This is a genomic window from Kitasatospora sp. NPDC028961 (genome assembly GCF_055564815.1).
This window is the reverse complement of sequence record NZ_JBVHVO010000002.1, coordinates 276957-298920: the sequence shown is the minus strand read 5'-3', so window position 1 is coordinate 298920 and position 21964 is coordinate 276957. Positions and strand designations below refer to the sequence as shown.

At 77.6% G+C, this 21964-nt stretch carries 17 protein-coding genes; 8 read left to right on the top strand and 9 right to left on the bottom strand.

What is annotated here, in order from left to right; genetic code table 11:
* Positions 1–100: 100 nt before the first annotated feature.
* The 3 genes from ACZ4UX_RS05465 to ACZ4UX_RS05455 are packed head-to-tail and all read left to right on the top strand — an operon-like array spanning position 101 to position 3083.
* A complete protein-coding gene (locus ACZ4UX_RS05465) occupies positions 101–295 on the top strand; it encodes a hypothetical protein (RefSeq protein WP_329486113.1) in 195 nt (64 codons plus the stop codon).
* Positions 292–2580, top strand: a complete 2289-nt coding sequence (locus ACZ4UX_RS05460) for a heavy metal translocating P-type ATPase (RefSeq protein ID WP_465705684.1) — start codon at positions 292–294, stop codon at positions 2578–2580. The genes ACZ4UX_RS05465 and ACZ4UX_RS05460 overlap by 4 nt, the downstream gene beginning before the upstream one ends.
* Complete coding sequence (locus ACZ4UX_RS05455; protein WP_329486115.1) at positions 2577–3083, top strand: copper chaperone PCu(A)C; 507 nt, start codon at positions 2577–2579, stop codon at positions 3081–3083. Before ACZ4UX_RS05460 ends, ACZ4UX_RS05455 begins: the two co-directional genes overlap by 4 nt.
* A 135-nt stretch (positions 3084–3218) precedes the next feature.
* Here ACZ4UX_RS05455 and ACZ4UX_RS05450 read toward each other — a convergent pair whose 3' ends face one another.
* The gene (locus ACZ4UX_RS05450) at positions 3219–4082 is read right to left on the bottom strand and encodes a universal stress protein (protein WP_465705683.1); all 864 of its coding nucleotides are present in this window, start codon (positions 4080–4082) and stop codon (positions 3219–3221) included.
* 356 nt (positions 4083–4438) lie between these two features.
* Between ACZ4UX_RS05450 and ACZ4UX_RS05445 the strand changes: the two genes are divergently transcribed.
* Entirely contained in the window at positions 4439–6136 is a 1698-nt protein-coding gene (locus ACZ4UX_RS05445; RefSeq protein WP_465705682.1) for a sensor histidine kinase, read from the top strand.
* Between the two features lie 34 nt (positions 6137–6170).
* Here the strand turns inward: ACZ4UX_RS05445 and ACZ4UX_RS05440 are convergent, their stop codons facing one another.
* The 6 genes from ACZ4UX_RS05440 to ACZ4UX_RS05415 form a co-directional block, all read right to left on the bottom strand.
* Entirely contained in the window at positions 6171–6632 is a 462-nt protein-coding gene (locus ACZ4UX_RS05440; protein WP_465705681.1) for a pyridoxamine 5'-phosphate oxidase family protein, read from the bottom strand.
* Between the two features lie 79 nt (positions 6633–6711).
* The gene (locus tag ACZ4UX_RS05435; RefSeq protein WP_465705680.1) at positions 6712–7437 is read right to left on the bottom strand and encodes a response regulator; all 726 of its coding nucleotides are present in this window, start codon (positions 7435–7437) and stop codon (positions 6712–6714) included.
* A gap of 187 nt (positions 7438–7624) precedes the next feature.
* A complete protein-coding gene (locus tag ACZ4UX_RS05430; RefSeq protein WP_465705679.1) occupies positions 7625–8158 on the bottom strand; it encodes a hypothetical protein in 534 nt (177 codons plus the stop codon).
* 187 nt (positions 8159–8345) lie between these two features.
* Positions 8346–10169: an aa3-type cytochrome oxidase subunit I gene (gene ctaD / locus ACZ4UX_RS05425; protein WP_465705678.1), complete on the bottom strand. Its 1824-nt coding sequence runs from the start codon at positions 10167–10169 to the stop codon at positions 8346–8348.
* 288 nt (positions 10170–10457) lie between these two features.
* Positions 10458–10943, bottom strand: a complete 486-nt coding sequence (locus ACZ4UX_RS05420; RefSeq protein ID WP_465705965.1) for a pyridoxamine 5'-phosphate oxidase family protein — start codon at positions 10941–10943, stop codon at positions 10458–10460.
* Positions 10944–10975: 32 nt separating this feature from the next.
* The gene (locus ACZ4UX_RS05415; RefSeq protein WP_380385913.1) at positions 10976–11827 is read right to left on the bottom strand and encodes a sigma 54 modulation/S30EA ribosomal C-terminal domain-containing protein; all 852 of its coding nucleotides are present in this window, start codon (positions 11825–11827) and stop codon (positions 10976–10978) included.
* Between the two features lie 356 nt (positions 11828–12183).
* On the opposite strand from ACZ4UX_RS05415, the gene ACZ4UX_RS05410 reads away from it, so the two are divergent.
* From ACZ4UX_RS05410 to ACZ4UX_RS05400, 3 genes are all read left to right on the top strand, one after another.
* Positions 12184–15297 (top strand): type 2 lanthipeptide synthetase LanM family protein, encoded by a 3114-nt coding sequence (locus tag ACZ4UX_RS05410; RefSeq protein WP_465705677.1) that lies wholly within the window; start codon positions 12184–12186, stop codon positions 15295–15297.
* A gap of 113 nt (positions 15298–15410) precedes the next feature.
* Positions 15411–15602 (top strand): hypothetical protein, encoded by a 192-nt coding sequence (locus ACZ4UX_RS05405; RefSeq protein WP_465705676.1) that lies wholly within the window; start codon positions 15411–15413, stop codon positions 15600–15602.
* Between the two features lie 311 nt (positions 15603–15913).
* The gene (locus tag ACZ4UX_RS05400) at positions 15914–18949 is read left to right on the top strand and encodes a helix-turn-helix transcriptional regulator (RefSeq protein WP_465705675.1); all 3036 of its coding nucleotides are present in this window, start codon (positions 15914–15916) and stop codon (positions 18947–18949) included.
* A gap of 94 nt (positions 18950–19043) precedes the next feature.
* Here the strand turns inward: ACZ4UX_RS05400 and ACZ4UX_RS05395 are convergent, their stop codons facing one another.
* Positions 19044–19928 (bottom strand): Vgb family protein, encoded by an 885-nt coding sequence (locus ACZ4UX_RS05395; RefSeq protein WP_465705674.1) that lies wholly within the window; start codon positions 19926–19928, stop codon positions 19044–19046.
* A 90-nt stretch (positions 19929–20018) separates the two neighbouring features.
* Between ACZ4UX_RS05395 and ACZ4UX_RS05390 the strand changes: the two genes are divergently transcribed.
* Positions 20019–20591 (top strand): hypothetical protein, encoded by a 573-nt coding sequence (locus ACZ4UX_RS05390; protein ID WP_359836948.1) that lies wholly within the window; start codon positions 20019–20021, stop codon positions 20589–20591.
* On the opposite strand, the gene ACZ4UX_RS05385 is transcribed toward ACZ4UX_RS05390, so the two are convergent.
* Positions 20582–21763 (bottom strand): AI-2E family transporter, encoded by a 1182-nt coding sequence (locus tag ACZ4UX_RS05385; protein WP_465705673.1) that lies wholly within the window; start codon positions 21761–21763, stop codon positions 20582–20584. The two genes, ACZ4UX_RS05390 and ACZ4UX_RS05385, sit on opposite strands and share 10 nt — an antisense overlap.
* Positions 21764–21964 lie beyond the last annotated feature (201 nt).

Genomic DNA, 21964 nt, shown 5'->3' with positions numbered 1-21964 from the left:
CGCTGACGGACGGCGGCCCCGGCACGTCCCCGGGCGTGGTGTTCCGGGGTGATGTGCGGGTGGTGGGAACCGGTGGGGGTGGCGGGCCGACTGGTGGGGGGTGAGTGAGATGACGCCGGGTGGCCGGCCGTGGAGTGTGGTGGCGGGGTTCGCCCTGCTGTTGGTGGTGGTGTTCGTGGCGGCGTTCGCGCTGGGGCGCGGGGCCGGGCCGGTGTCGCCGGGGCTGACGCCCGGGAGCGGCGGGGGCGGCGGCGCGCCGGGGATGAGCGGGCACGACATGGGGGCGGGCCGGTGAGCGCCGTCGCGGACGCGCCGGCCGGGGCGCCGGTCAGCACCGACCTGACGGTCGGCGGGATGACCTGCGCGGCCTGCGTCGGCCGGGTGGAACGGACGCTGGCGCGGATCGACGGGGTCACGGCCGGCGTCAATCTCGCCACCGGGCGGGCGCGGGTGCTGCACCCGGCCGGGGTGGCCGTCGGGGACTTGGTCGCCGCGGTCGAGCGGGCCGGGTTCACGGCCGCGCCGGCCGGGGCCGGGCAGCCGCCGGTGGACCGCGCCGAGGAGCCCGCGGAACGGTGGCGCCTGCTGGTAACCGCGCTGGCGGCGGTGCCGGTGGTGGTGCTGTCGATGGTGCCGGCGCTGCAGTTCCCGGCCTGGCAGTGGGTGTGCTTCGCGCTGGCCGTCCCGGTGGTGACGTGGGGGTCGGCCGGCTTCCACCGGCGGGCCCGGCAGGGGCTGCGGCACGGCACGGCGACCATGGACACGCTCGTCAGCCTCGGCGTGGTGGCATCCTTCGGCTGGTCCGCGTACGCGCTGGTGTTCGGCGGGGCGGGCGGCCTCGGCATGCGGATGCCGTTCTCGCTGACCGCCGACGGCGGGGGCGGCGCGCACGTCTATCTGGAGGCGGCCGTCGGGGTGCCGCTGTTCGTGCTGGCGGGCCGGCTGCTGGAGGGCAGGGTGCGGCGGCGCACCGGTTCGGCGCTGCGGGCGCTGGCCGAGCTGGGGGCCAAGGAGGTGTGCGTCCGGGATCCGCGGTCCGGGCAGGAGCGGCTGATCCCGATCGAACAGCTGCTGCCCGGCGGGGAGTTCGTGGTCCGGCCGGGCGAGCGGGTGGCCACCGACGGGGTGGTGGTGGAGGGCGGCTCGGCGCTGGACCTCAGTCTGCTCACCGGCGAGAGCGCGCCGGTGGAGGTCGGCCCCGGCGATGCCGTGGCGGGTGCCACGGTGAACGTCGGCGGCGCGCTGGTGGTCCGGGCCACGGCCGTCGGCGCGGACACCCAACTGGCCCGGATCACCGCCCTGGTGGCGGACGCGCAGGCCGGCAAGGCGCGGGCGCAGCGGCTCGCGGACGCGGTGGCCGGGGTGTTCGTGCCCTGCGTCCTGGCGGTGGCGGTCGCGGTGCTCGGCTTCTGGCTGGGGGCGGGCGCCGATCCGCAGGCGGCGGTGACGGCCGCGGTCGCGGTCCTGGTGGTGGCCTGTCCGTGCGCGCTGGGCCTGGCCACGCCGACCGCACTGCTGGCCGCGACCGGCCGGGGCGCGGAGCTGGGCGTCCTGGTGCGCGGGCCGGAGGTGCTGGAGAGCCTGCGCCGGATCGACACCGTGGTCCTGGACAAGACCGGGACGCTCACGACCGGGCGCACCGAGCTCGGTGAGCTCACCGTCGTGCCCGGGGTGGAGGCGGACGAGGTGCTGCGGCTCGCGGGCGCGGTCGAGCAACGCTCCGAGCACCCCGTGGGCCGGGCCGTCCTGTCGGCGGCCCGGGCGCGCTGCGGGTCGCTCCCGGCGGTGGCGGCCTTCGCGGCCACCGCCGGGGTCGGTGTCACGGGCAACGTCGAGGGGCGGGCCGTCCGGGTGGTCCGGCCGGAGGACTCCTCGGCGGAGCTGCCCGCCGTCCTGGCCGGGGCGCGGGACCGGGCCGGGGCGGCCGGCCGGACACCGGTCCTGGTGGAACTGGACGGCCGGGCGGTAGCCCTGCTCGCGGTCGGGGACACCCTGCGCTCCGGCAGCTGGCGGGCGCTGCACCGGCTGCGCGCGCTGGGGCTGGAGACCGTCCTGCTGACCGGCGACGGCCCCGGGGCAGCCCGGGCGGTGGCCGCCGAGCTGGGCATCGAGCGGGTGCACTGCTCGGCCTCTCCGGCGCGCAAGGCCGAGGTGGTCGCCGAGTTGCGGGCCGCCGGGCGGACCACGGCGGTGGTCGGCGACGGGGTCAACGACGCCGTCGCGCTGGCCTCGGCGGACCTCGGGGTGGCGCTCGCCTCGGGCAGTGACGCCGCGATCGGGGCGGCCGGGCTCACCCTGGTGCGGGGCGACATCGAGGCGGTGGTGGACGCCGTCCGGCTGGCCCGGCGGACGCTGGCCACCATCCGGGTCAATCTGCTCTGGGCGTTCGGCTACAACCTGGTGCTGATCCCGCTGGCGGCGGTCGGGCTGCTGAACCCGATGCTGGCGGCGGTGGCGATGTCGCTGAGTTCGCTGCTCGTGGTGGGCAACAGCCTGCGGCTGCGGACGTGGCAGCCGGGGCGCGGCGCGGGCCGTCCGGGCGGCGAGCCGCGCCGGGGCGCCGCGGGGGTGGCCGGGTGAGCGCCCGGTCCGGCGGCCGGAGGGCCGCACGGCTGCGGGTGGTCGGGCCGCCGGTGGCCGCGGCCGCGGTGGCGCTGGCCCTGCTCGCCGGCTGGACGGCGGTCGGCGGGGCCGGGCGCCAGCGGCCGGTGGAGGCGGGCCCGGGCTGGGTGCTGCTGCCGGCGACCAGCGGGGCGAGCGCCACGGCGGCGTTCTTCACCGTCCGCAACCCGGGCGACATACCCGACGAACTCACCGGTGCGAGCTGGGAGTTCGGCGGCCGGATCACGCTGAAGCGGCATCGGCACGAGGGCGCGGCGGGCCGCTGGGAGCCGGCCGCCGTGCTGCCCGTGCCGGAGCGCGGCGAGCTGGCGATGGCGCCGGAGGACGCCGACCTGATGATCGTCGACCCGCCGGAGCTGCGGGCCGGGCAGTGGGTGGAGTTCACCCTCAGCTTCCGCCACAGTCCGGACCTGCGGGTGCGGGCCGAGGTCGTACCGCCCGGCGGGCGGCGCGCGGGCTGAGCCCGGGCGGCGGACCGGGGCCGGGCCGGGGCCGGGCGGCGGGCCGGGGCCGGGCGGCGGGCCGGGGCCGGGCGGCGGGCTGAGAGCAGGCGGCGAAACGGGGCCGGGCGGCGGGTGGGCCGCACGGCCGGGCCGTCACGGATGCGGCACCACCGCGACGGGGGCGTCCGCGTACGGGAGGACGGCGCTCGTGACCGGGCCGAGCCGCCGGCCGAGGTCGTACGGGCGGTGGCGCCGGCCGACCACCACGAGGTCGGCCGCCCCGGAGGCCGCCACCAGGGTGCGGGCGGCGCCGAGCCCGACCTGCTCGACGAGTTCCGTGCCCGGGCGGCGCTCACGCCACTCGGCGAGGGCGAGCGAGAGCTCCTTCGCCTCCAGTGCTTCGAGCTCCGCGAGTTCGGGCTGGGACGGGACGAGGCCCACGGTCGCGAACGCGGCCGGCAGCTCCCAGCCGTGGACGGCCCGCACCCGGGCGCCGCGCAGCTCCGCCGCGTCGAACGCGAAGGCCAGCAGGGCTTCGTCCACCGCCCGGGTGTCGACGCCGACGACGACCTCGGGCACCTCGGGCGGCCCGCCGTTCGCGGCCGGCGGCCGGACCACGACCACCGGTGACGCGCTGCGGGCGACGGTCGCCGTGCTCACCGAGCCGAGCAGCAGCCCGGCGAAGCCGCCGAGTCCGCGCGAGCCGAGGACCAGCAGGCCCGCATCGGCGCTCTCGGCGACCAAGCCGTCCACCGCGCCGTCGAGCACCACGTCGGCGTGCACGGCCAGGCCGCGGTGGCGGCGGCGGATCGCCTCGGCGGCGCCCTGCACCACCTGCTGGGCGGCGGCGGGCGGCGCCTCGGCGGTGGCGAACCCGGCCCGGCCGTCGGTCAGCCAGGGCCAGGCGTGCACCAGGCGCAGCGGGACGCCCCGGCGCAGCGCCTCCTCGGCGGCCCAGTGGGCGGCGGCGGTGCTCGCGGGCGAGCCGTCGACTCCGGCCAGAACGGGTGGCGTCATCGGTCTTCCTTCCGTTGCGGATCACGGGCCACTGCGGCCGGGGGCGGTGCGTCCTGACCCGCCGTCGACTCCCCCACCCTCGTCCCGGGAGCGGCCCGGTGCCAGGGACCGGCGGGCCCCGGCACGGGGGCCGGAAGTCCCGCCGGGTGCGTACACGACGGACCCCGGCGTCCCGGGCGGGTGTGCACGGGCACTACCGTGAAATCCGACCATCCTCCCGGTCGCTCGACCGGGGACGGAACAGCTGGAACGGGACCCTGAGGAGGACGCCGGTGGGCGGCGCGGACGGTACGCGGACAGGCACCGGCCCTTCGGCGGACAGGTCGCCCGGCGGCGGCGCCGGCGCGGGCGCGCGGATGCCGCAACTGCGCCTGGACGAGCTGCTGGAGGAGCTCCAGTGGCGGATCGACGCGGCGCGCGGCACCCGGGACCGGGTGCACAGTCTGCTGGAGGCGGTGCTGGCGGTCGGCCGCGAACTCGACCTCTCCCAGGCCCTGCACCGGATCGTGGCGGCCGCCGCCGACCTGGTCGACGCCCGGTACGCCGCGCTCGGCGTGATCGGCGCCGACGGCCACACCCTCTCGCAGTTCCTCACGGTCGGCCTGACGGAGCAGGAGATCGCGGCGATCGGCCCGCTGCCGGCCGGCCACGGGATCCTCGGCGAGCTGATCCGCCACCCGGAGCCGCTGCGCTGCCCGGTGCTCTCCGAACACCCGGCCTCGGTCGGCTTCCCCGCCCACCACCCGCCGATGCACACCTTCCTCGGGGTACCGGTGCGGGTGCGCGGCGAGGTGTTCGGCAACCTGTACCTCACCGACAAGCGCGGCGGCGTGGACTTCGACGCCGACGACGAGGCGGTCATCTCCACCCTGGCGGTGGCCGCCGGGGTGGCCATCGACAACGCCCGGCTGTACGAGGAGGCGCAGCGCCAGCAGCGCTGGCTGCGGGCGAGCGCCGAGATCACCAGGAGCCTGCTGTCGGGCGCGCCCCGGCTCGCCGTGGTGGAGCTGATCGCGCGCCGGGCCCGGGAGATCGCCGGCGCGGAGCTGGCGGACGTCTCGGTCGCGCCGGCCGAGCCCGGCGAGCGGGCCGACGAACTCACCGTCGAGGTGGCGCTGGGCCGCGAGCCGGGCGCCCGGCTCGGGGTGACGGTCCCCGTCGACGGCACGCTCTCCGGCGCCGCGTACGCCTCCGGCTCGCCGGTGACCAGCGAGGAGCTGGCGGTCGACGCCCGGTTCGCGGCCGGGCCGCCCGGGCGCTTCGACGGCCTCGGCCCGGCGGTGGCGGTGCCGCTGGGCACCGGGCCCGGGTACGGCCGGGGCGTGCTGTTGCTGGCCCGGGAGTGCGGGCGGCCGCCGTTCACCGCCGAGGAGACCGGCCCGCTGCTGGGCTTCGCCGACCAGGCGGCGCTCGCCCTGGAGCTGGCCGAACGCCGCCGGGACGCCGAGCAGTTGACGCTGCTGGAGGACCGTGACCGGATCGCCCGGGACCTGCACGACCTGGCCATCCAGCGGCTCTTCGCCACCGGGATGACGCTGCAGAGCGCGGGCCGGCTGATCGAGAGCCCGGGCGCGGCCGACCGGGTCGGCCGCGCGGTCGCGGACCTGGACGAGACGATCAAGATCATCCGCTCGACGATCTTCGGACTGCGCGCCCACGGGGAACCCGACCGGAGCCTGCGGGCCCGCGCGACCCGGGCCGTCGGCGACGCGCGGACCACCCTGGGCTTCGCGCCGCGGCTCAGCATGGAGGGCCTGCTGGACACCGACGTGCCGCAGGAGCTGGCCGAGCACGTGCTGGCCGTCCTCGGCGAGTCGCTCAGCAACGCGGCCCGGCACGCCCGGGCGAGCCGGGTGGAGGTCGCGCTGCGGGCGCTCGGCGGGCGGGTGACGCTCACCGTCACGGACGACGGGGTGGGCGTACCGGCGGGCGGGCGGCGCAGCGGCCTGCGGAACCTGGCCGAGCGGGCGGAACGGGCCGGTGGGAGCTTCGCCCTGCGGGAGGCGGAGGGCGGTGGCACCCAAGTGGTCTGGGAGGCCCCGCTGGGGGTCTGACAGGCCGGTCCGCACCCCGCCGGGCGGCGGGGCCTCAGCCCTCGGTGGTCAGCCGCCGGCCCACCACCAGCTCCGGGCCGACCCGGATCAGCACCCGCTCCCGATCCGTGTGCCGGTCCGGTGCGTCGCCCGGGGCCGTCGCCGGTGCCGGGGCCGGGCGCACCTCCGCACGGCCGAGGACGGTGACGCACCAGCCGGTGCCGTCGGTGCCGTCCCACTCGTCGGCCTCGAAGGCGACCACCGCGCCGTCCACCGCCCGGGCCAGCTCGGAGCCGGCCCACGCGGACAGCAGCACGCCGCCGGCCGCGTCCAGCCGGAAGGACACCGGGAGCACGGCGGGCAGCGCGCCGACGGTGTAGACCACCCGGCCGACCGCCGCCCCGGCCAGCAGCTCCAGCGCCCCGGTCCGGTCGAGCTCCGGCGGGCCGGGCGGCCGCCGACCCTCCGGTTCCACCTGCACGGACGGCGCGGACGGCGCTTGAGGATCGGGGTTCATGCCAGCGATGGTCACCCGCCGGACCGGGCCCGGGCGAGGGCCGATGGTCCCGCCGCGGGTCCCCGTCCCGAAGCGCGGGCTATCCCCGCCCGCCGCCGAGGGTGCGCGGGTAGGCCGGCTGGGCGGCGGCGGACTGGCGCAGCTCGGTGGCGATCAGCGCGGCCTGGACGCGCCGCTCCACGCCGAGCTTGGCCAGCAGCCGGGAGACGTGGTTCTTCACCGTCTTCTCGGCGAGGTAGAGGCGCTCGCCGATCTGCCGGTTGGTCAGGCCCTCGCCGATCAGCGCCAGCACCTCCTGCTCGCGCCCGGTCAGCTCCGGCCCGGTGGCGGCGGGCGGCGGCGGGGCCGCGTCGTTGCGCAGCCGGTTGAGCAGCCGGGTGGCGGCGCCCGGGTCGAGCATCGACCGGCCGGAGGCGACCGTACGGACGGCGGTGACCAGGTCGGTGCCGCTGATCTGCTTCAGCACGTAGCCGGCCGCGCCCGCCATCACGGCGTCGAGGAGCGCCTCCTCGTCGTCGAAGGAGGTGAGCATCAGGCAGGCCAGGTCGGGCATCCGGGAGCGCAGTTCGCGGCAGACGGACACCCCGTCACCGTCGCCGAGGCGGACGTCCAGGACGGCGACGTCGGGGCGCAGGGCGGGGACGCGGACGAGGGCCTGCGCGGCGGTGGCGGCCTCGCCGACCACCTCCAGGTCGGGTTCGCCGTCCAGCAGGTCGTGGACGCCGCGGCGCACCACCTCGTGGTCGTCCAGCAGGAACACCCTGACCGGTGCCGGGGTGTCGGTACCGGCCGTCTCGCTCGCCATCTCGCGGCTCCACCTTCCTCGCGCCCGGCACACTGCCGCGGGCCCACCGCATCATCGCCGACCGGAGGGTGCCGGCCCAGGGCCCAACGACCCCATTCGGGCCGGCTGCCCCGAAGCGGCCCACCGACGGCACGGCCCACCCGGCGCCTCCCGGCCGAGGCCGGTGCGGCCCCGGCGCGGCGCCCGGTCAGGGCCGGTGGCGGCGGGCGTTGGCGAAACCGATCAGCAGGAACGCCGTCGAGACCACCCCCGCGCCGGCTGCCGCTCCGCCGAGCCGGGAGGCGAACGGCCCGCCGGCGGTGAGCAGCAGGGACAGCGCGCCGAGCGCGGCGACGGCGAGCCCGACGAGCAGCCAGCCCGCCAGGATCCGGGCCGCCGGGTGCGGGCCGCGTGGCACGGGGCCGGCGTCGAGCATCGCCCAGCGCTGCCCGGACTCACGCTGCTCATCACGCCGTTGGCGGTACGCGCGGACCCGCAGGACCGCCCCGGCGACCAGGCCCGTCAGGGCGGACCCGGCGGCGGGCCGCCAGTCGGCGACGGCCGGCAGCACTCCCCCGGCGAGCGCGAGCCCCGCCCAGCAGACCACACAGGCCGCAGCGGCGGTGCGGACGGACCGGGGGCGGTCCTCGCCCGCCCGGAGGTCGGCGACGGCGGGCAGGTACCAGACGCAGCCGGCCGCGGTGAGCGCGGCGGTACCGAGGGCCAGGACGGGGTGGGACATACCGGGTGCTCCTCGACCGGGCGGGCCTCCCCCGGGTCGCCGGGGGCCGCTCCGAAGCGGGTGGAAGGGAAGGGGTGGGACCGGCCCCGCCCGCCCGGGGGCAGCGGAACGGGCGGGACCGGCGTTCGGGGCGGCGCGGGCCGCGGCGGGCGCGGGCCGTCAGCAGGCGCGGGCCGTCAGCAGGCCGTCACCGGTCCGGCGACCCGTCGCCGCGCCGCACCGCCCGGCGGGCCCGCGGGGCGGGGACGTCGTACCGGGCCGGGGTGACGCCGGCCAGGTGCTTGGCCGGTTCGCCGTTGTTCTCCACGAAGTCCAGCGCCGCGATCCCGGGGTGGTGCAGGTCGAACGCCGGGGACTCCGAGCGGATCCGGGGCAGGGTGGCGAAGTTGTGCCGCGGCGGCGGGCAGGAGGTGGCCCACTCCAGCGAGCGTCCGTAGCCCCACGGGTCGTCGGTGGTGACGCGCTCGCCGTACTTGGCGGTCTTCCAGACGTTGTAGAGGAACGGCAGGATCGACAGGCCGAGCAGGAACGAGCCGAGGGTGGACACGGTGTTGAGGAGGGTGAAGCCGTCCGAGGCCAGGTAGTCGGCGTAGCGGCGCGGCATGCCCTCGGCGCCCAGCCAGTGCTGCACCAGGAAGGTGCTGTGGAAGCCGATGGTGAGGGTCCAGAAGCTGATCCGCCCGAGCCGCTCGTCCAGCATCTTCCCCGTCATCTTCGGCCACCAGAAGTGGAAGCCGGCCATCATGGCGTAGACGACCGTGCCGAACAGCGTGTAGTGGAAGTGGGCGACCACGAAGTACGAGTCGGAGACGTGGAAGTCGATCGGCGGCGCCGCCAGCAGCACCCCGGTCAGACCGCCGAACAGGAAGGTGACCAGGAACCCGACCGTCCAGAGCATCGGCGTCTCGAAGCTCAGCGAGCCCTTCCACATGGTGCCGACCCAGTTGAAGAACTTCACCCCGGTCGGCACCGCGATCAGGAAGGTCATGAAGGAGAAGAACGGCAGCAGCACCTGGCCGGTGACGTACATGTGGTGCGCCCAGACCGTCACCGAGAGACCCGCGATCGCCACGGTGGCGGCGATCAGACCCGCGTAGCCGAACATCGGCTTGCGGGAGAAGACCGGGATGACCTCGGAGACGATCCCGAAGAACGGCAGCGCCAGGATGTAGACCTCGGGGTGGCCGAAGAACCAGAACAGGTGCTGCCAGAGCATCGCCCCGCCGTTGGCCGGGTCGAAGACGTGCGAGCCGAACTTGCGGTCGCACTCCAGCGCCAGCAGCGCGGCGGCCAGCACCGGGAAGACCATCAGCACCAGGACGGAGGTGAGCAGCACGTTCCAGCAGAAGATGGACATCCGGAACATGGTCAGGCCCGGGGCGCGCATGCAGATGATGGTGGTGATGAAGTTGACCGCGCCCAGGATGCTGCCGAAGCCGGACAGCGTGACGCCCATGATCCACATGTCGGCGCCGACGCCCGGCGAGTGGATCGCGTCCGAGAGCGGCGCGTAGAGGAACCAGCCGAAGTCGGCCGCGCCCTGCGGGGTCGCGAAGCCGGCGGCGGCGATCAGCGAGCCGAACATGAACAGCCAGTAGGCCAGCATGTTCAGCCGGGGGAAGGCGACGTCCGGCGCGCCGATCTGCAGCGGCATGATCCAGTTGGCGAAGCCGGTGAACAGCGGCATCGCGAACAGCAGCAGCATCACCGAACCGTGCATGGTGAAGGCCTGGTTGAACTGTTCGTTGGAGAGGATCTGCGTCCCCGGCCGGGCGAGTTCGGCCCGCATCACCAGCGCCAGGACGCCGCCGATCAGGAAGAACCCGAACGCCGACACCAGGTACATCGAGCCGATCGTCTTGTGGTCGGTGGTCGTCAGCAGCCTGACCAGGGCCGAGCCGGGCCGGCGGGCCCGTACTCCGGCCGGCCGGGCGGCCGACGGCGACGGCGGCGACGGCGACGGCGACGGCGACGGCGGCGCGCTGTCGCCCGGTGCCTCGATGGCGCTCAAGGACGCACTCCTTCGAAGTTCTGCGAATGGATGGTGATCCATGATCAGAACTCGACGGCCCGGCGCCCCAGGGCCGTTGGGCCCGGTGGCCCCGGGCCGGTGGGCCTCCGTCCCGGGCCGGGGCCAGGGACCTCCGGCGGGCGTCCGGCGCCCGCCGGATCCCGCCGGGGCCCGGACCAGGACACACCGAGGCGCCGGTGCGGGCCGGGAGCCGGACATGCCGAAGCCCGGTGCGCCGTCGCGGGGCCCCGGGGGCCGCCGCGACACCGCACCGGCGGCGGACCGGCGCTACCGGCCGGCGGCCCCGGCCGGGGTCAGCCGGTAGCCCGTCACCAGCTCCGGCCGGATGGCCACGATGTGGTCCGTCCCGGCGTCCACCCAGGGCGTCAACAACGCCCGGTACCGGGCCAACAGGACGGGGTCGGTGACCGGGCGGGCGTAGCCGGTGACGACCACGCTCCAGCCGAGCCTGGTCCGCGGGTCGATGGCGTCGGCCTCGTAGGCGACCACCACGCCCGCCGCGTCGGCCCCGAGCGTGGCCGCGCCCAGCGCCGCCGCGTCGTCCGTCCGGATCACCACGGTGTCGTCGACCAGCAGGTGGTTGACCGGGCGGACGGCGGGCAGCGCCCGCAGTGTGAAGACGATCCGCCCGAACGGCGCGCTGCCGAGCAGCCGCAGCGCCTCGGTCCGGTCGATCGGCACCAGCCGGCGCGGCGGGGCCCCGGTGTGCGGCGGCCGACCGCCGCCGGGCGGCTGCCCCGCGAGGCGGCGCAGCGTCCGCAGCCGGTGGCGGACGGACCCTTCTCTCACGAGGTGGCCGCGATCAGGCCGAGCAGGCCGTCGAAGCGCCGGTAGAGCACCCGGCCGCGCCGCGTCCCGGGCTGGGCGAAGAACAGGAACGGCAGGTCGGCGGCGCAGAGCCGGTCGACGGCTCCGGCCTCCGTCAGTTCGGGTGCGCCGACCGGGCTGAGGGTGAACGGGACGGCCGGGCGGGTGGGCGGCCCGGCGGCGCCGGTGCGCGCGAGCCGGTAGCCGGTGGGGCCGGTCCGGTAGACGACGGCGTCGGTCTCGGTGGCCGGGTCGGTGAACAGGTGGATGTCGAAGTCCATCGCGTCCATGGTCCGGGCCGCCGCGTCGGGCGAGCACCACACCAGGTGGGCCTCCTTGCGTCGCGCGATGTGGCGCGGGCCGGCCGAGGACGCCGCCAGGGCGGGCCGGACACCGGCGCGCGGCAACCCGGTGCACGGGTGCGCGGCGAACGGCGCCGCCCCGGCGGCCACCGGCGCACGGCCGGCGCGCGACGGGCCGCCCTGCGCGGGAACGGCGGAGAGCAGACCGGCCCCGGGCGCCCGGCGCGGCCACGGCAGCGGCGTCCAGCCGGTGGTGACGGCCGTGATCCGGGCGCGCAGCCCGTCGGCCAGCCGGTCCAGGGCGGTGGCCCGGTCGGCGGCGGCCTCCTGGACGCGGATCCGCCGGCCGTCCACCTCGGCGTTGACCTGCGCCAGCACCGCCCGCGCGCCGACCGGCCGGATCCGTACCCGGACCGCCTCGACCAACGCGTCCGCCCCGCCCACCACCGCGGCGATCCGGGCCCTGGCGTCGATCGCGACCCCTCGCGCGAGCCCCTCGTCCACCTGTATCGCGACCAACTCGCCCACCTCAGGCCTCTCCTGTCCCGTCACGAAGTCCGCCGTCCCGTCACGTCTGCCCACCGGTAGGCCCCGCACACCCGTCAGGCGCTCACGATCCCGCCAGCGGTCGGCGCCGGAAAGGGCCGAAGGGCCCGGGCGCGCGCGCCGGCCGGCCCGGGCCGCGCCCGCGCGGGCCCCGGGGGGCCCGGGTCGTGCGCACCCCACCCGGCGGGCGGGCCGCCCGGCCCGGATCATGCGGGCGGAGCGCCACAAAGATGGGGGGCCGTCCCCCATGCCCCGGCGGCCGGGGCAGGGCAAGGATCAGCACGAGGGCGGCGGCTTCGACGGCGACGCGGCCCTCTCGCGGCATCGGAGGTGCGGTGGTGGCAGAGGTGGACGCCGTGCGCAGAGCGCACCCCGACGGGGGCGGCGTACCGGTTCAGGGCCCGGTCGCACCGGCGTCCGCCAAGGCCGCCACGACGCCGCACCCTCCGATGCCCGGCGACCCGCCGGCCCGGCTCCACGCACCCGCCCCGGCCCCGCAGCACGCCCCGGCGCCCCGGGTCCGGCGCGCCCGGGCGGACCGGGCCGTCTGGTGGGAGCGGGCGCTGACCCCCGGTCTGCCCCGGCCGCTGGCCCGCCCCGACTGGGCGGCGTTCACCGAGGCCGCCGTCGCCGCCGCCCCCGTGCGGCCGATCGTGCCGCGCGCCGCCTACCCGGGGCTGACCGGCTTCGCCCTGGTCCTGGCGCCGTTCGCCGAGCGCGCCCTCGTCCGGCTGCCGGCCGTGCTCGACCCCGCCGCCCACCGCCCCGGCCGGCCCGGGCGGCTGGACGTCCCCGCCCTGCGGGCCGGCTTCACCGCCCGCCTCGCCCGGCGCCTCGCCCGGATCGCCGCCCGCACCCTGGTCCTCGAACTGCACACCGCGCGGACCGGCGGGCGGCTCGCGGGCGCCACCCCGCAGGAACGGTTCCGCTCCTTCCTCGCCCTGACCGCGCGCCGCGACGGTCTCGCCGGGCTGCTCCGCAGGTACCCCGTCCTGGCCCGGCTGCTCGCGCAGACCTGCCTGGACGCCGCCGACGCGCACGCCGAACTGCTCACCCGTTTCGCCGCCGACCGGCCGCTGCTGGTCGCCGGCCTGCTGCACGGCACCGACCCCGGGGCGCTGGTGGCCGTCGACTCCGAGGCCGGCGACCGCCACCGGCGCGGCCGCGCCGTCAGCGTGCTGCACTTCGCCAACGGCTCCGCCGTCGTCCACCGCCCCCGCCCGCCCGCCGCCCACCGGCACTTCAACGCCCTGCTCGGCTGGTTCAACGCGCAGCCCGGCGTGCCCCGGCTGCGCGCGCTCGGGCTGCTGGACCGGGGCGACTACGGCTGGACGGAGTACGCCGACGCCCACCCCTGCCGCACCGGCTACGAGGTCGAGCGGTTCTACCGGCGCCAGGGCGCGCTGCTGGCGCTGCTGCACGCCCTGGACGGCACCGACCTGCACTACGAGAACCTCGTCGCGGCCGGGGACCAGCCCGTCCTGGTGGACGTCGAGACACTGTTCCACCCGCCGGCCCGGGCCTGCCCGGCACCGGACCCGGCGGCCCGGGCCCTGGAGGAGTCGGTCCACCGGGTCGGCCTGCTGCCGCAGTTGCTGCTCGGCGACGAGGGCGCCGTGGACGTCTCGGGCATCGGCGGCGGCCGACGGTCCACCTCCCCGGTGGAGGGCGTGGACTGGACGGGCGCCGGCACCGACGAGATGCGGCTGGTCCGGCGCGCCCGCCCGCTCGCCGAGGCCCGCAACCGGCCCCGGCTGGACGGCGCGCCCGCCGACCCGGCCGAGTACACCGACGCCCTGGTGACCGGCTTCCGCGCCGGCTACACCGCCATCACCGGCGGTCGCCACCAACTCGTCGGCGCTCACGGCCTGCTGCGCTCCTTCGCCGAGGACGAAGTCCGGGTGGTGCCCCGCGCCACCCGGGTGTACGCACGGCTGCTGGACGAGTCGACCCACCCGGACGTGCTGCGCGACGCCGCCGCCCGGGGCGCCGTCCTGGAACTGCTGCGCACCGACGCCGTCGCCGACCCCGGCCGCCCGGAACTCGCCGACCACGAGCTCGCCGACCTCCGCTCCGGCGACGTCCCGCTGTTCACCACCCGCCCCGGCAGCCGCGACCTGTGGACCTCCACCGGCCGCCGGCTCCCCGGCGAACTCGCCGAGACCGGGCTGGCCCGCGTCGAGGCCAAGCTGGCGGCCCTCGGCGAGGTCGACCGCAAGGACCAGGAGTGGATCGTCCGGGCCGCGATGGCCGGCGCCGCCCCGACCCCCGCGCACCGGCCCGGCCGGCCGGCGCCGGAGAACGTCTGGGCCACCGCGCCCGAGCCCGAGCAGCTCCTCGCCGCCGCCCGGGGCGTGGGCGACCAGCTGGTCGCGGCCGCCTACCAGGGGCGGTCCCGCACCAACTGGCTCGGCCTGGAGCTACTCGCCGACCGCTACTGGCGGGTCCGCCCGCTCGGCGCCGACCTGGCCGGCGGGTACACCGGCACCGCGCTGTTCCTCGCCCAACTGGCCGCCCTCACCGGCTCCGACCGCTACGCCGAGGTGGCCCGCCGGACCCTCGCACCCGTTCCCGGCCTGCTCGACACCCTCGGCGCGCACCCCGACCGGCCGGCCGCCGTCGGCTCGGGCGCCTTCGCCGGGCTCGGCGGCATCGCCTACGCGCTCACCGAGATCGGCCGCACCCTGGACGACCCGCTGATCCGGCAGTGGACCGGCCCGGCGGTCGCGCTCACCGCGGCCGCCGCCGCCCGCGAGACCGACCCCGGCGTGCACAGCGGCACCGCCGGCGGCCTGGCCGCGCTGCTCGCCGTGCACACCGCCACCGGCCGGCCCGAGGCGCTGGCCGCCGCGACGGACTGCGCCGACCGGCTCGCCGCCCTGCCGGTGCCCGCCGCCGCCGGCTTCGCCCACGGCTCGGCGGGCACCGGCTGGGCGCTGCTGCGGTACGCGGACACCGTCGGCGAACCCGCCGACGGACCGCACCACCGGGCGGGCCTGGCGGCCCTGCACGCCGCCACGGCCGCGCGCGCCCGGGAGTCCTCCTGGTGCCGAGGCCGCCCCGGGATCGCCCTCGCGGTGGCCGACAGCCCGTCCGCCCGCGCGGACCGGCGGCTCGCCGACTGGGTCCAGCGCGCCGTCCGCAACACCGCGCGGGCCGCCCCGACGGCCGATCAGAGCCTGTGCCACGGCGAGTCGGGCGTACTGGAGCTGCTCGGCCGAGGCAGCCCGGCCACCGGGCGGACGCCGTGGGTGCGCCGGGCGGCCTCGCTGCTGGCCGGCGTCGACCAGGACGGCCCGCGCTGCGGCACCCCCGGGTCCGTACCGCACCCGGGCCTGCTCACCGGCCTGGCCGGGATCGGCCACGGGCTGCTCCGGCTGGGCTTCCCCGAGCGGGTGCCGCCCGCCCTGCTGCTGCGCCCCCGCACCCCGGCCGAAAGGCCGGCCCCCTGACCGCACGCCGTGTACCGTCCACGACGACCGAAGCGGCGCGGCGGGCGAGCACCGCTCGCCCGGGCCGAACCCGGCCCCACGAGCTCCACCGACGAACGGGAGTACCGCACCGCATGAACGACACCGACCTGGCACAGACCTGGAACCAGCCGGACGCCCGGCCCGAGGAGGCGGTGGACCATCCCGCCGGGGACATCCGGCTGCGGGCCGGCGGCGGGCTGGGCCTGCGCTCGCAGCTCCTGTCCGCCGCCGCCGGCTCCGTCTCCCCGGCCTTCGAGTTCCCCACCATGACCGTCCCGATCTGACCGTCCCGATCCGACCGGACCGATCCGAGCGACCGGGGGCACCGGGCACCGCCCGTGACACCCCGGCAGCGCGCGCCACGTCCCGGCCGTGAACGGCCCGGCGAACGGGCCGCACGCCACCGACGCCGGACCGTGCGCCCCTGAGGGCGCGGCCGGCCGCCACCGGGGACCGGGCAGCGCCCCGGTGGCGGACCGGAGCGGCGTCCCGCCGATGTGGCCGTACGGTGACCGGCCCGTGCCGGACAGGTGTTCGCTTCGTGGCCGATTCACCACTCTACAGATCGGAGAGGCCGTCAAGTAGCCTGCGGGCCATGCGGACCACTTCGTCGATCACCGTCGGCCGGGCAGCCGAGCTCGGCCGGCTCGGCAGCGCGCTCGCCGCCGCCCGGCAGCGGTCCGGACGGGCGGTCTTCCTGCTCGGCGAGGCCGGGATCGGCAAGTCGCGGCTGGCCGGCGAGTGCGCCTACCAGGCCTACGGGCTGGGCCTGCCGGTCCTGCGCGGGCGCGGCAGCTCCACCGGGACGGTCACCCCGTTCCGGCCGCTGATCGAGGCGCTCTCCTCCCGCTTCCGGGCCGCCGGCCCGCCCACCGACCCCGAACTCGACCCGTACCGGCCCGCCCTGGCCCGGCTGGTGCCCGAATGGCGCGGGGCGGCGGCCTCGGCGGCCGGGGCCGGCGCGTACCCCGAGACGGTGGTCGAGCTCGCCGAGGCACTGCTGCGCCTGCTCGCCGTGCTCGGCCGGGACGCGGGCTGCGTGCTGCTCCTGGAGGACCTGCACGACACCGACGCGGAGACGGTCGCCGTCCTGGAGTACCTGGTCGACAACCTGGCCGGCCTGCCCGTCCTGCTGGTCGGCACCCTGCGGGCCGAGCCGGGCCCGGCGCTGGACCTGGTCCGGGCCGCCGAACGCCGCCGTGCCGCCGCCGTCACCGAACTGCGCCCGCTGCCGCCCGCCGAGGTCCGGGCGATGGCCGCCGCCGTCCTGGAGAGCGACGCCGCCGACGTCCCGGCGGCCGTCCTGGAGACGCTGGCCGACCGCGCCGACGGCTCGCCCTACCTGATCGAGGAACTGCTCGCGGACATGCTGGCCGGCGGCGCGCTGCACCGGGCCGGCGGCCGCTGGGAGGTGGCCGGGGGCCTGCGCACCGGCGTGCCGAGCACCATCGTCCGCAGCTGGGGCCGGCGGATCGACCAGCTGGACCCGCCCGTGCGCGACCTGCTGCTCACCGCCGCCACCCTGGGCAGCCGGTTCTCGGTGGCCACCGTCCAGCTGATCACCGGGTACGACGACCGGACGCTCTTCAGCCACCTGCGGTCGGCCTCCGAGGCCAACGTCATCGTGCCCGACGGCGCCGCCCCGGACCGCTACGCCTTCCGCCACACCCTCACCGCCGCCGCCGTCACCGCCGCCCTGGCCCCGGCCGAGCGGGCCGCCGTGGCCCGCCGGGCGGCCCGGGCGATCCTCCGCGCCGATCCGGAACTCGCCGACGAACGACGCCAGTTGGTCGCCTCCCTACTGCTGGCCGGCGGGGACCGGACGGGCGCCACCGTGCACTTCGCCGAGGCCGGCCGACGCGTGCTGGAGGCCGGCGCCGCCGGCTCGGCGGTGGTGCTGCTGGAGCGGGCGCACGAACTCGCCGGGGACGCCGAACGGGCCGCCGTGACCGAGCAGTTGCTGCCGGCCCTGGCCGAGGCGGGCCAGCTGGACCGGGCCTTCGAGCTGGTCCGCACGCTGCCCCCGGTCCGGCCGGAGCCGGCGGCGGCCTGCGCCGCGGCGGTCCGCGGCCCGGCCACCGACCGCCGGGTCGACCTGCACACCCGGCTCGCCTGGGCGGCCGTGATGGCCGAACGGGCCGCCGAGGCCGCCGCCCAGGTCGCCGCCGCCCGCGCCCTCTCGGGTGCGCACCCGCGCCCCGAGCAGGACGCCGCACTCGTCGTGGTCGAGGGCCACCTGGCGCTCCTGCCCGACCACGCGCCCGCCCTGCCCACCGCGCCCACCGCGCCCGAGGGCGGCGCGACCGCCGCCGGGGCCCCGGGCGACGAGCACCCCGGCCGGGCCCGGCTGGCCCGCACCGAGGCCCTGGCCCGCCGGGCCGCCGAGGTGGCCGAGCGCTGCGGACTGCCGGTGGTCGCCTGCCAGGCCTGGCAGTTGCTCGCCCTGCTGGCCCGCGAACGCGGCTTCGACGACGCCGACGCCTGCCTGGAGCGGATGCTCGCGGTGGCCGAGGCCCACGCCCTGCCCGTCTGGCGGGTGGAGGCGCTGCTGCGGCTGGGCGCCAACGCCTTCATGCGCACCGGCGACGGCGCCCGCCTCGAACGCGCCCGGGAGGCCGCCGCCGGCCTCGGCGCGATCGTGCTCACCCAGACCCTGGACGGCCTGCTCGCCATGAACGCCGTCCTGCGCGGCGAATGGCGGACCGCCCGCGAGATCGTCGACCGCTGCCTGGACGCCACCGCCCGGCTGAACAACGTCCCCGCGCACCGCTACCTGCTGCTCGGCTCGGCGACCCTGGCCGCCCATCGCGGCCGGGGCCGGGAGATGGAGCGCGAACTGGTCCGGTTCCGCCAGGCCGGCGGCGAGGAGTCCTTCCTGATGCCCCTGCGGCACGGCCTCTGCCGCGCCATCGGCGCGCTGCTCGCCGAGGACCGCGCCGGGGCCCGGGCCGAACTGGCGGCCGGCCTCGCCTGGGAGCAGGAGCACCCCAACGTCTTCTACCTGGCCGGCCGGCACGGGCTGCACCCGCTGCTGGAGGTCGCCGAGGGCCACTGGCAGCGCCCCGACCTGACCCGGGCCATGGCCGCACCCGCCACCGAACTCGCCTGGAACCGCCAGTTCCTGGGCTTCGCCGAGGCCGTGCTGCTCGGCCGCGAGGGCCGGCCGCGGGACGCCGCCCGAGCGGTCGACGAGGCCCGCGCGGCGGCGGCGCCCTTCCCGCTCGCCCACCACCTGGCGCTGCGGCTGACCGCCGAAGCCGCCCTCGCCGACGGCTGGGGCGACCCGGTGGGCTGGCTGCGCACCGCCGAGGAGTACTTCCACGAGGCAGGCGTCCAGCCGGTGGCGGCCGCCTGCCGGGCCCTGCTGCGGCGGGCGGGCGCCAGCGTCGCCCAGCACCGCGGCGGCCGCGACGCCGTCCCCGCCGGGCTGCGCAGCTGCGGGGTGACGCTGCGCGAGTACGAGGTCCTCGCCCTGCTCACCGACCGCCCCGGCAACCAGCAGTTGGCCCGGACGCTCTCCATCTCCCCCCGCACGGTGGAGAAGCACGTGGCCAACCTGCTCGCCAAGACCGGCCGCCCGGACCGCGCGGCCCTCTGCGACCTCGCCGCGGAGCTCTGCGCCGGACCGTGACGGTCCGGCCGCCCCGCCGGTCCCGCCCCGCGGACCGCGCGGCTCTCCACGGCCTCGCCGCCGGACCGCGACGGCTCCGGGACCGGCCCCCGGCTCAGGGGGTGAGCCGGACGATCTCGCCGAGTTCCAGGGCCGCGTACACCGCGCCGTCCGGAGCCACCGCGATGCCGTGCGGTTCGGCGGCCGGCACCGGCAGCTCGTACCCGGCGTAGTGGCCGTCGGCGGTGAGCGAGCCGAGCCGGTTGCCGGCCCACTCGGTGAACCAGAGCCGGCCGTCGGGGGCGGCCGCGACGGCGTGCGGCCGGGCGGCCCGGTCGGGCAGCGGATGCTCCGTCACCCGGCCGTCCACCGTGATCCGGCCGACCTGGCCGGCGCCGATCTCGGCGAACCAGAGCGCACCGTCGCCACCGGCGGCGATGCCGACGGGCGCGGCCCCCTCGGTCGGCAGCGGGTGGACGGTGATCTCGCCGTCGACGGTGATCCGGCCGACGGCCCCGGCCTGGTTGAGGGTGAACCAGAGCGCGCCGTCCGCCCCGGCCGTGATCATCGACGGGAAGGCGCCGGTCACCGGCAGCGGGTACTCCGTCACCCGGCCGTCCACGGTGATCCGCCCGATCCGGTCCGCGTTCAGCTCGGTGAACCAGAGCGCGCCGTCCGGGCCGGTCGCGATCCCGTACGGCCCGGCGGCCTCGGTCGGCAGCCCGAACGACCGCTCCCGGCCGTCGGTGCCGATCCGTCCGATCCGGTGGTCCCGCATCCGCGCGTACCAGAGCGCGCCGTCCGGCCCGGTCGTGATCACCGACGGTCCGGACCCCGCGGAGCCCGTCCCGAACCGCCGCACCGACCCGTCCGCCGCCAGCCGCCCGATCTCCCCGGCGTGCACCAGCGTGAACCAGACACCGCCGTCCGGCCCCACCGTGATGCCGTAGGGACCGGCCTTCCCGTCCGCCACCCGGAACCGCTCGAACTCCCCGCGCATCCCCGCTCCTCGACTGTCGCGACGTGATCGTCCCCATGCTGTCACGCCGTCATCAGCCGTTGTCGGTGGCGTCGTCTACCGTCCTGGGCCATGGGGATCTACCTGGTGAGCGTGGCCGCCGACGACTGGCGCGACGAGGAGGTGCTCGGGCCGGTGGCCGGGGCGGTCGACGCCGAGCTGGGCCGGCGCGGCCTGGCGCCGTTCGTCTGTCCGGAGCCCGTCCGGGCCGGGCGGCGCCCCGGCACCCGGTTCGAGGAGAAGCTCCACCGGCCGATCGGCAGCTTCGACCGGCTCTGCCGGGCGCGGTCCGACGACACCCACGAGGCGCTGCTCGGCTGGGAGGTGCTGCTGCCGGTCGACCTCGCCGACTCCGTGGTCCTGCCGGCGCGGTCGGAGGACGACGACCCGACGACGGTCGGCGGCGCCCGGCGCGCGCTCGCCGCCGCCCGGCGCCTCGCCGACCGGCTCGCGCTGCCCGCCGGGATACCCGAGCACTGCGACGGCCTCGACCTGGGCCGCTGGTTCGACGGCCCGGCGGCCGTCGCGGCCGCCACCGCCCCCGGCCCCTGGAGCGAGGACCTGGACGCCGCCTACTACACCGCGGTCTACCTGCGGGCGGCCGAGCACGCGCTCCGGCGCGGCTGCCCGGTGGCCTACTCCTGACCCGGGCCCCCGCCGGCGTCCCCGTCCTCGCGGTCGCCCCCGCCCGCACCGGCCGGAGCCGCCCCGCGCAGGCCGCGGCCGACGGGGTCCGCGGTGCCGCGCAGGACGGAGACCACGCCCACCCCGGCGGCGCAGATCGGGACGGCCAGCAGCGCCCCCAGGATGCCCGCGATTCCGGCACCCGCCACCACGGCGACCATGATGGTGGCCGGGTGCAGCTCGACGGTGCGGCTCTGGATCACGGGCTGGAGGATGTTCCCCTCGACGACCTGGACGGCGAGGACGATGCCGAGCGCCCAGAGCGCCGTCCCCAGCCCTCCGTCGGCCAGCGCGACCAGGACGGCGACCGTCCCGGAGAGGAAGGCCCCGACGAACGGGATGTACGCGCCCATGAACACCAGCGCGCCGAGCCCGGGCGCCCCGGGGATGTCGAGCACGAGCAGGCCGACGGTGATGAAGAAGGCGTCGATCAGGGCGATCAGGGTGGTGCCCCGCATGAAGCCGGCCATCGCCTCGAACGCCCGGTCCGCGCAGGCGACGACCGTCTCGGCGCCGCCGCCCGGGAGGTGCGCGCGGAGCGCCTCCGGGGTGCGGTGACCGTCGCGGAGGAAGAAGAAGACCAGGGCGAGCGCCAGCACGGCGCCGGTGAGGATCTGGGTGGCCAGGCCGAGGCCGGAGAGCACGCCGTTGGTCACCGTGGAGATCAGCGAGCTGGTCTCGCCCGAGGCGTTGTCCAGCGCGTGGCGGATCTTCTCGCCGACCGGTCCGAGCCAGTCGGCGAGCCGGTCGCCGGCCTCCTGGAGCGACTCGGCGATCTGCGGGGCGCTGTGCACCAGCGAGTTGACCAGCAGGGCGATCACCCCGCCGACGGCGGCGACCAGGAGGGCGCAGGTCAGCCCGGCGGCGGCGCCGCGGCCGAGCCCGCGGCGGACCAGCCACGGCATCACGGGGTAGAGCAGCGAGGTGCCGAGCAGCGCCAGGATGACCGGCACGGTCGCCGCGCGCAGTTCGACCAGGGCGAAGACGACCAGCGAGGCGACGGTGATCAGGAGGATGACCGCGACCGACCAGGCGGCCGCCGCCCGGACCGGGGGCGGCAGCATCAGATAGGGCCTGCGGTGGTCCGCCCACCGCTCGCCGGGAGCCCTGTCGGGCGGAAGCTCCCCCACCATGTCCACCTCCGCCTGGCTCGACCGGTCCAATTTCCCCATCTCAGCAGATGATCTGACCGATCGCCCGTTATGTCCGGCCCCTGGCGTGCCCGGCGCGACCGCGCGGCGGGATCGGCTTCCGGACGTCCACGCCCGTCGCCGACCACCGGCAGAACCGATTCAACCGGCCCCGCCCCGGCCGGGCCCGGAGGAATCGCGGAG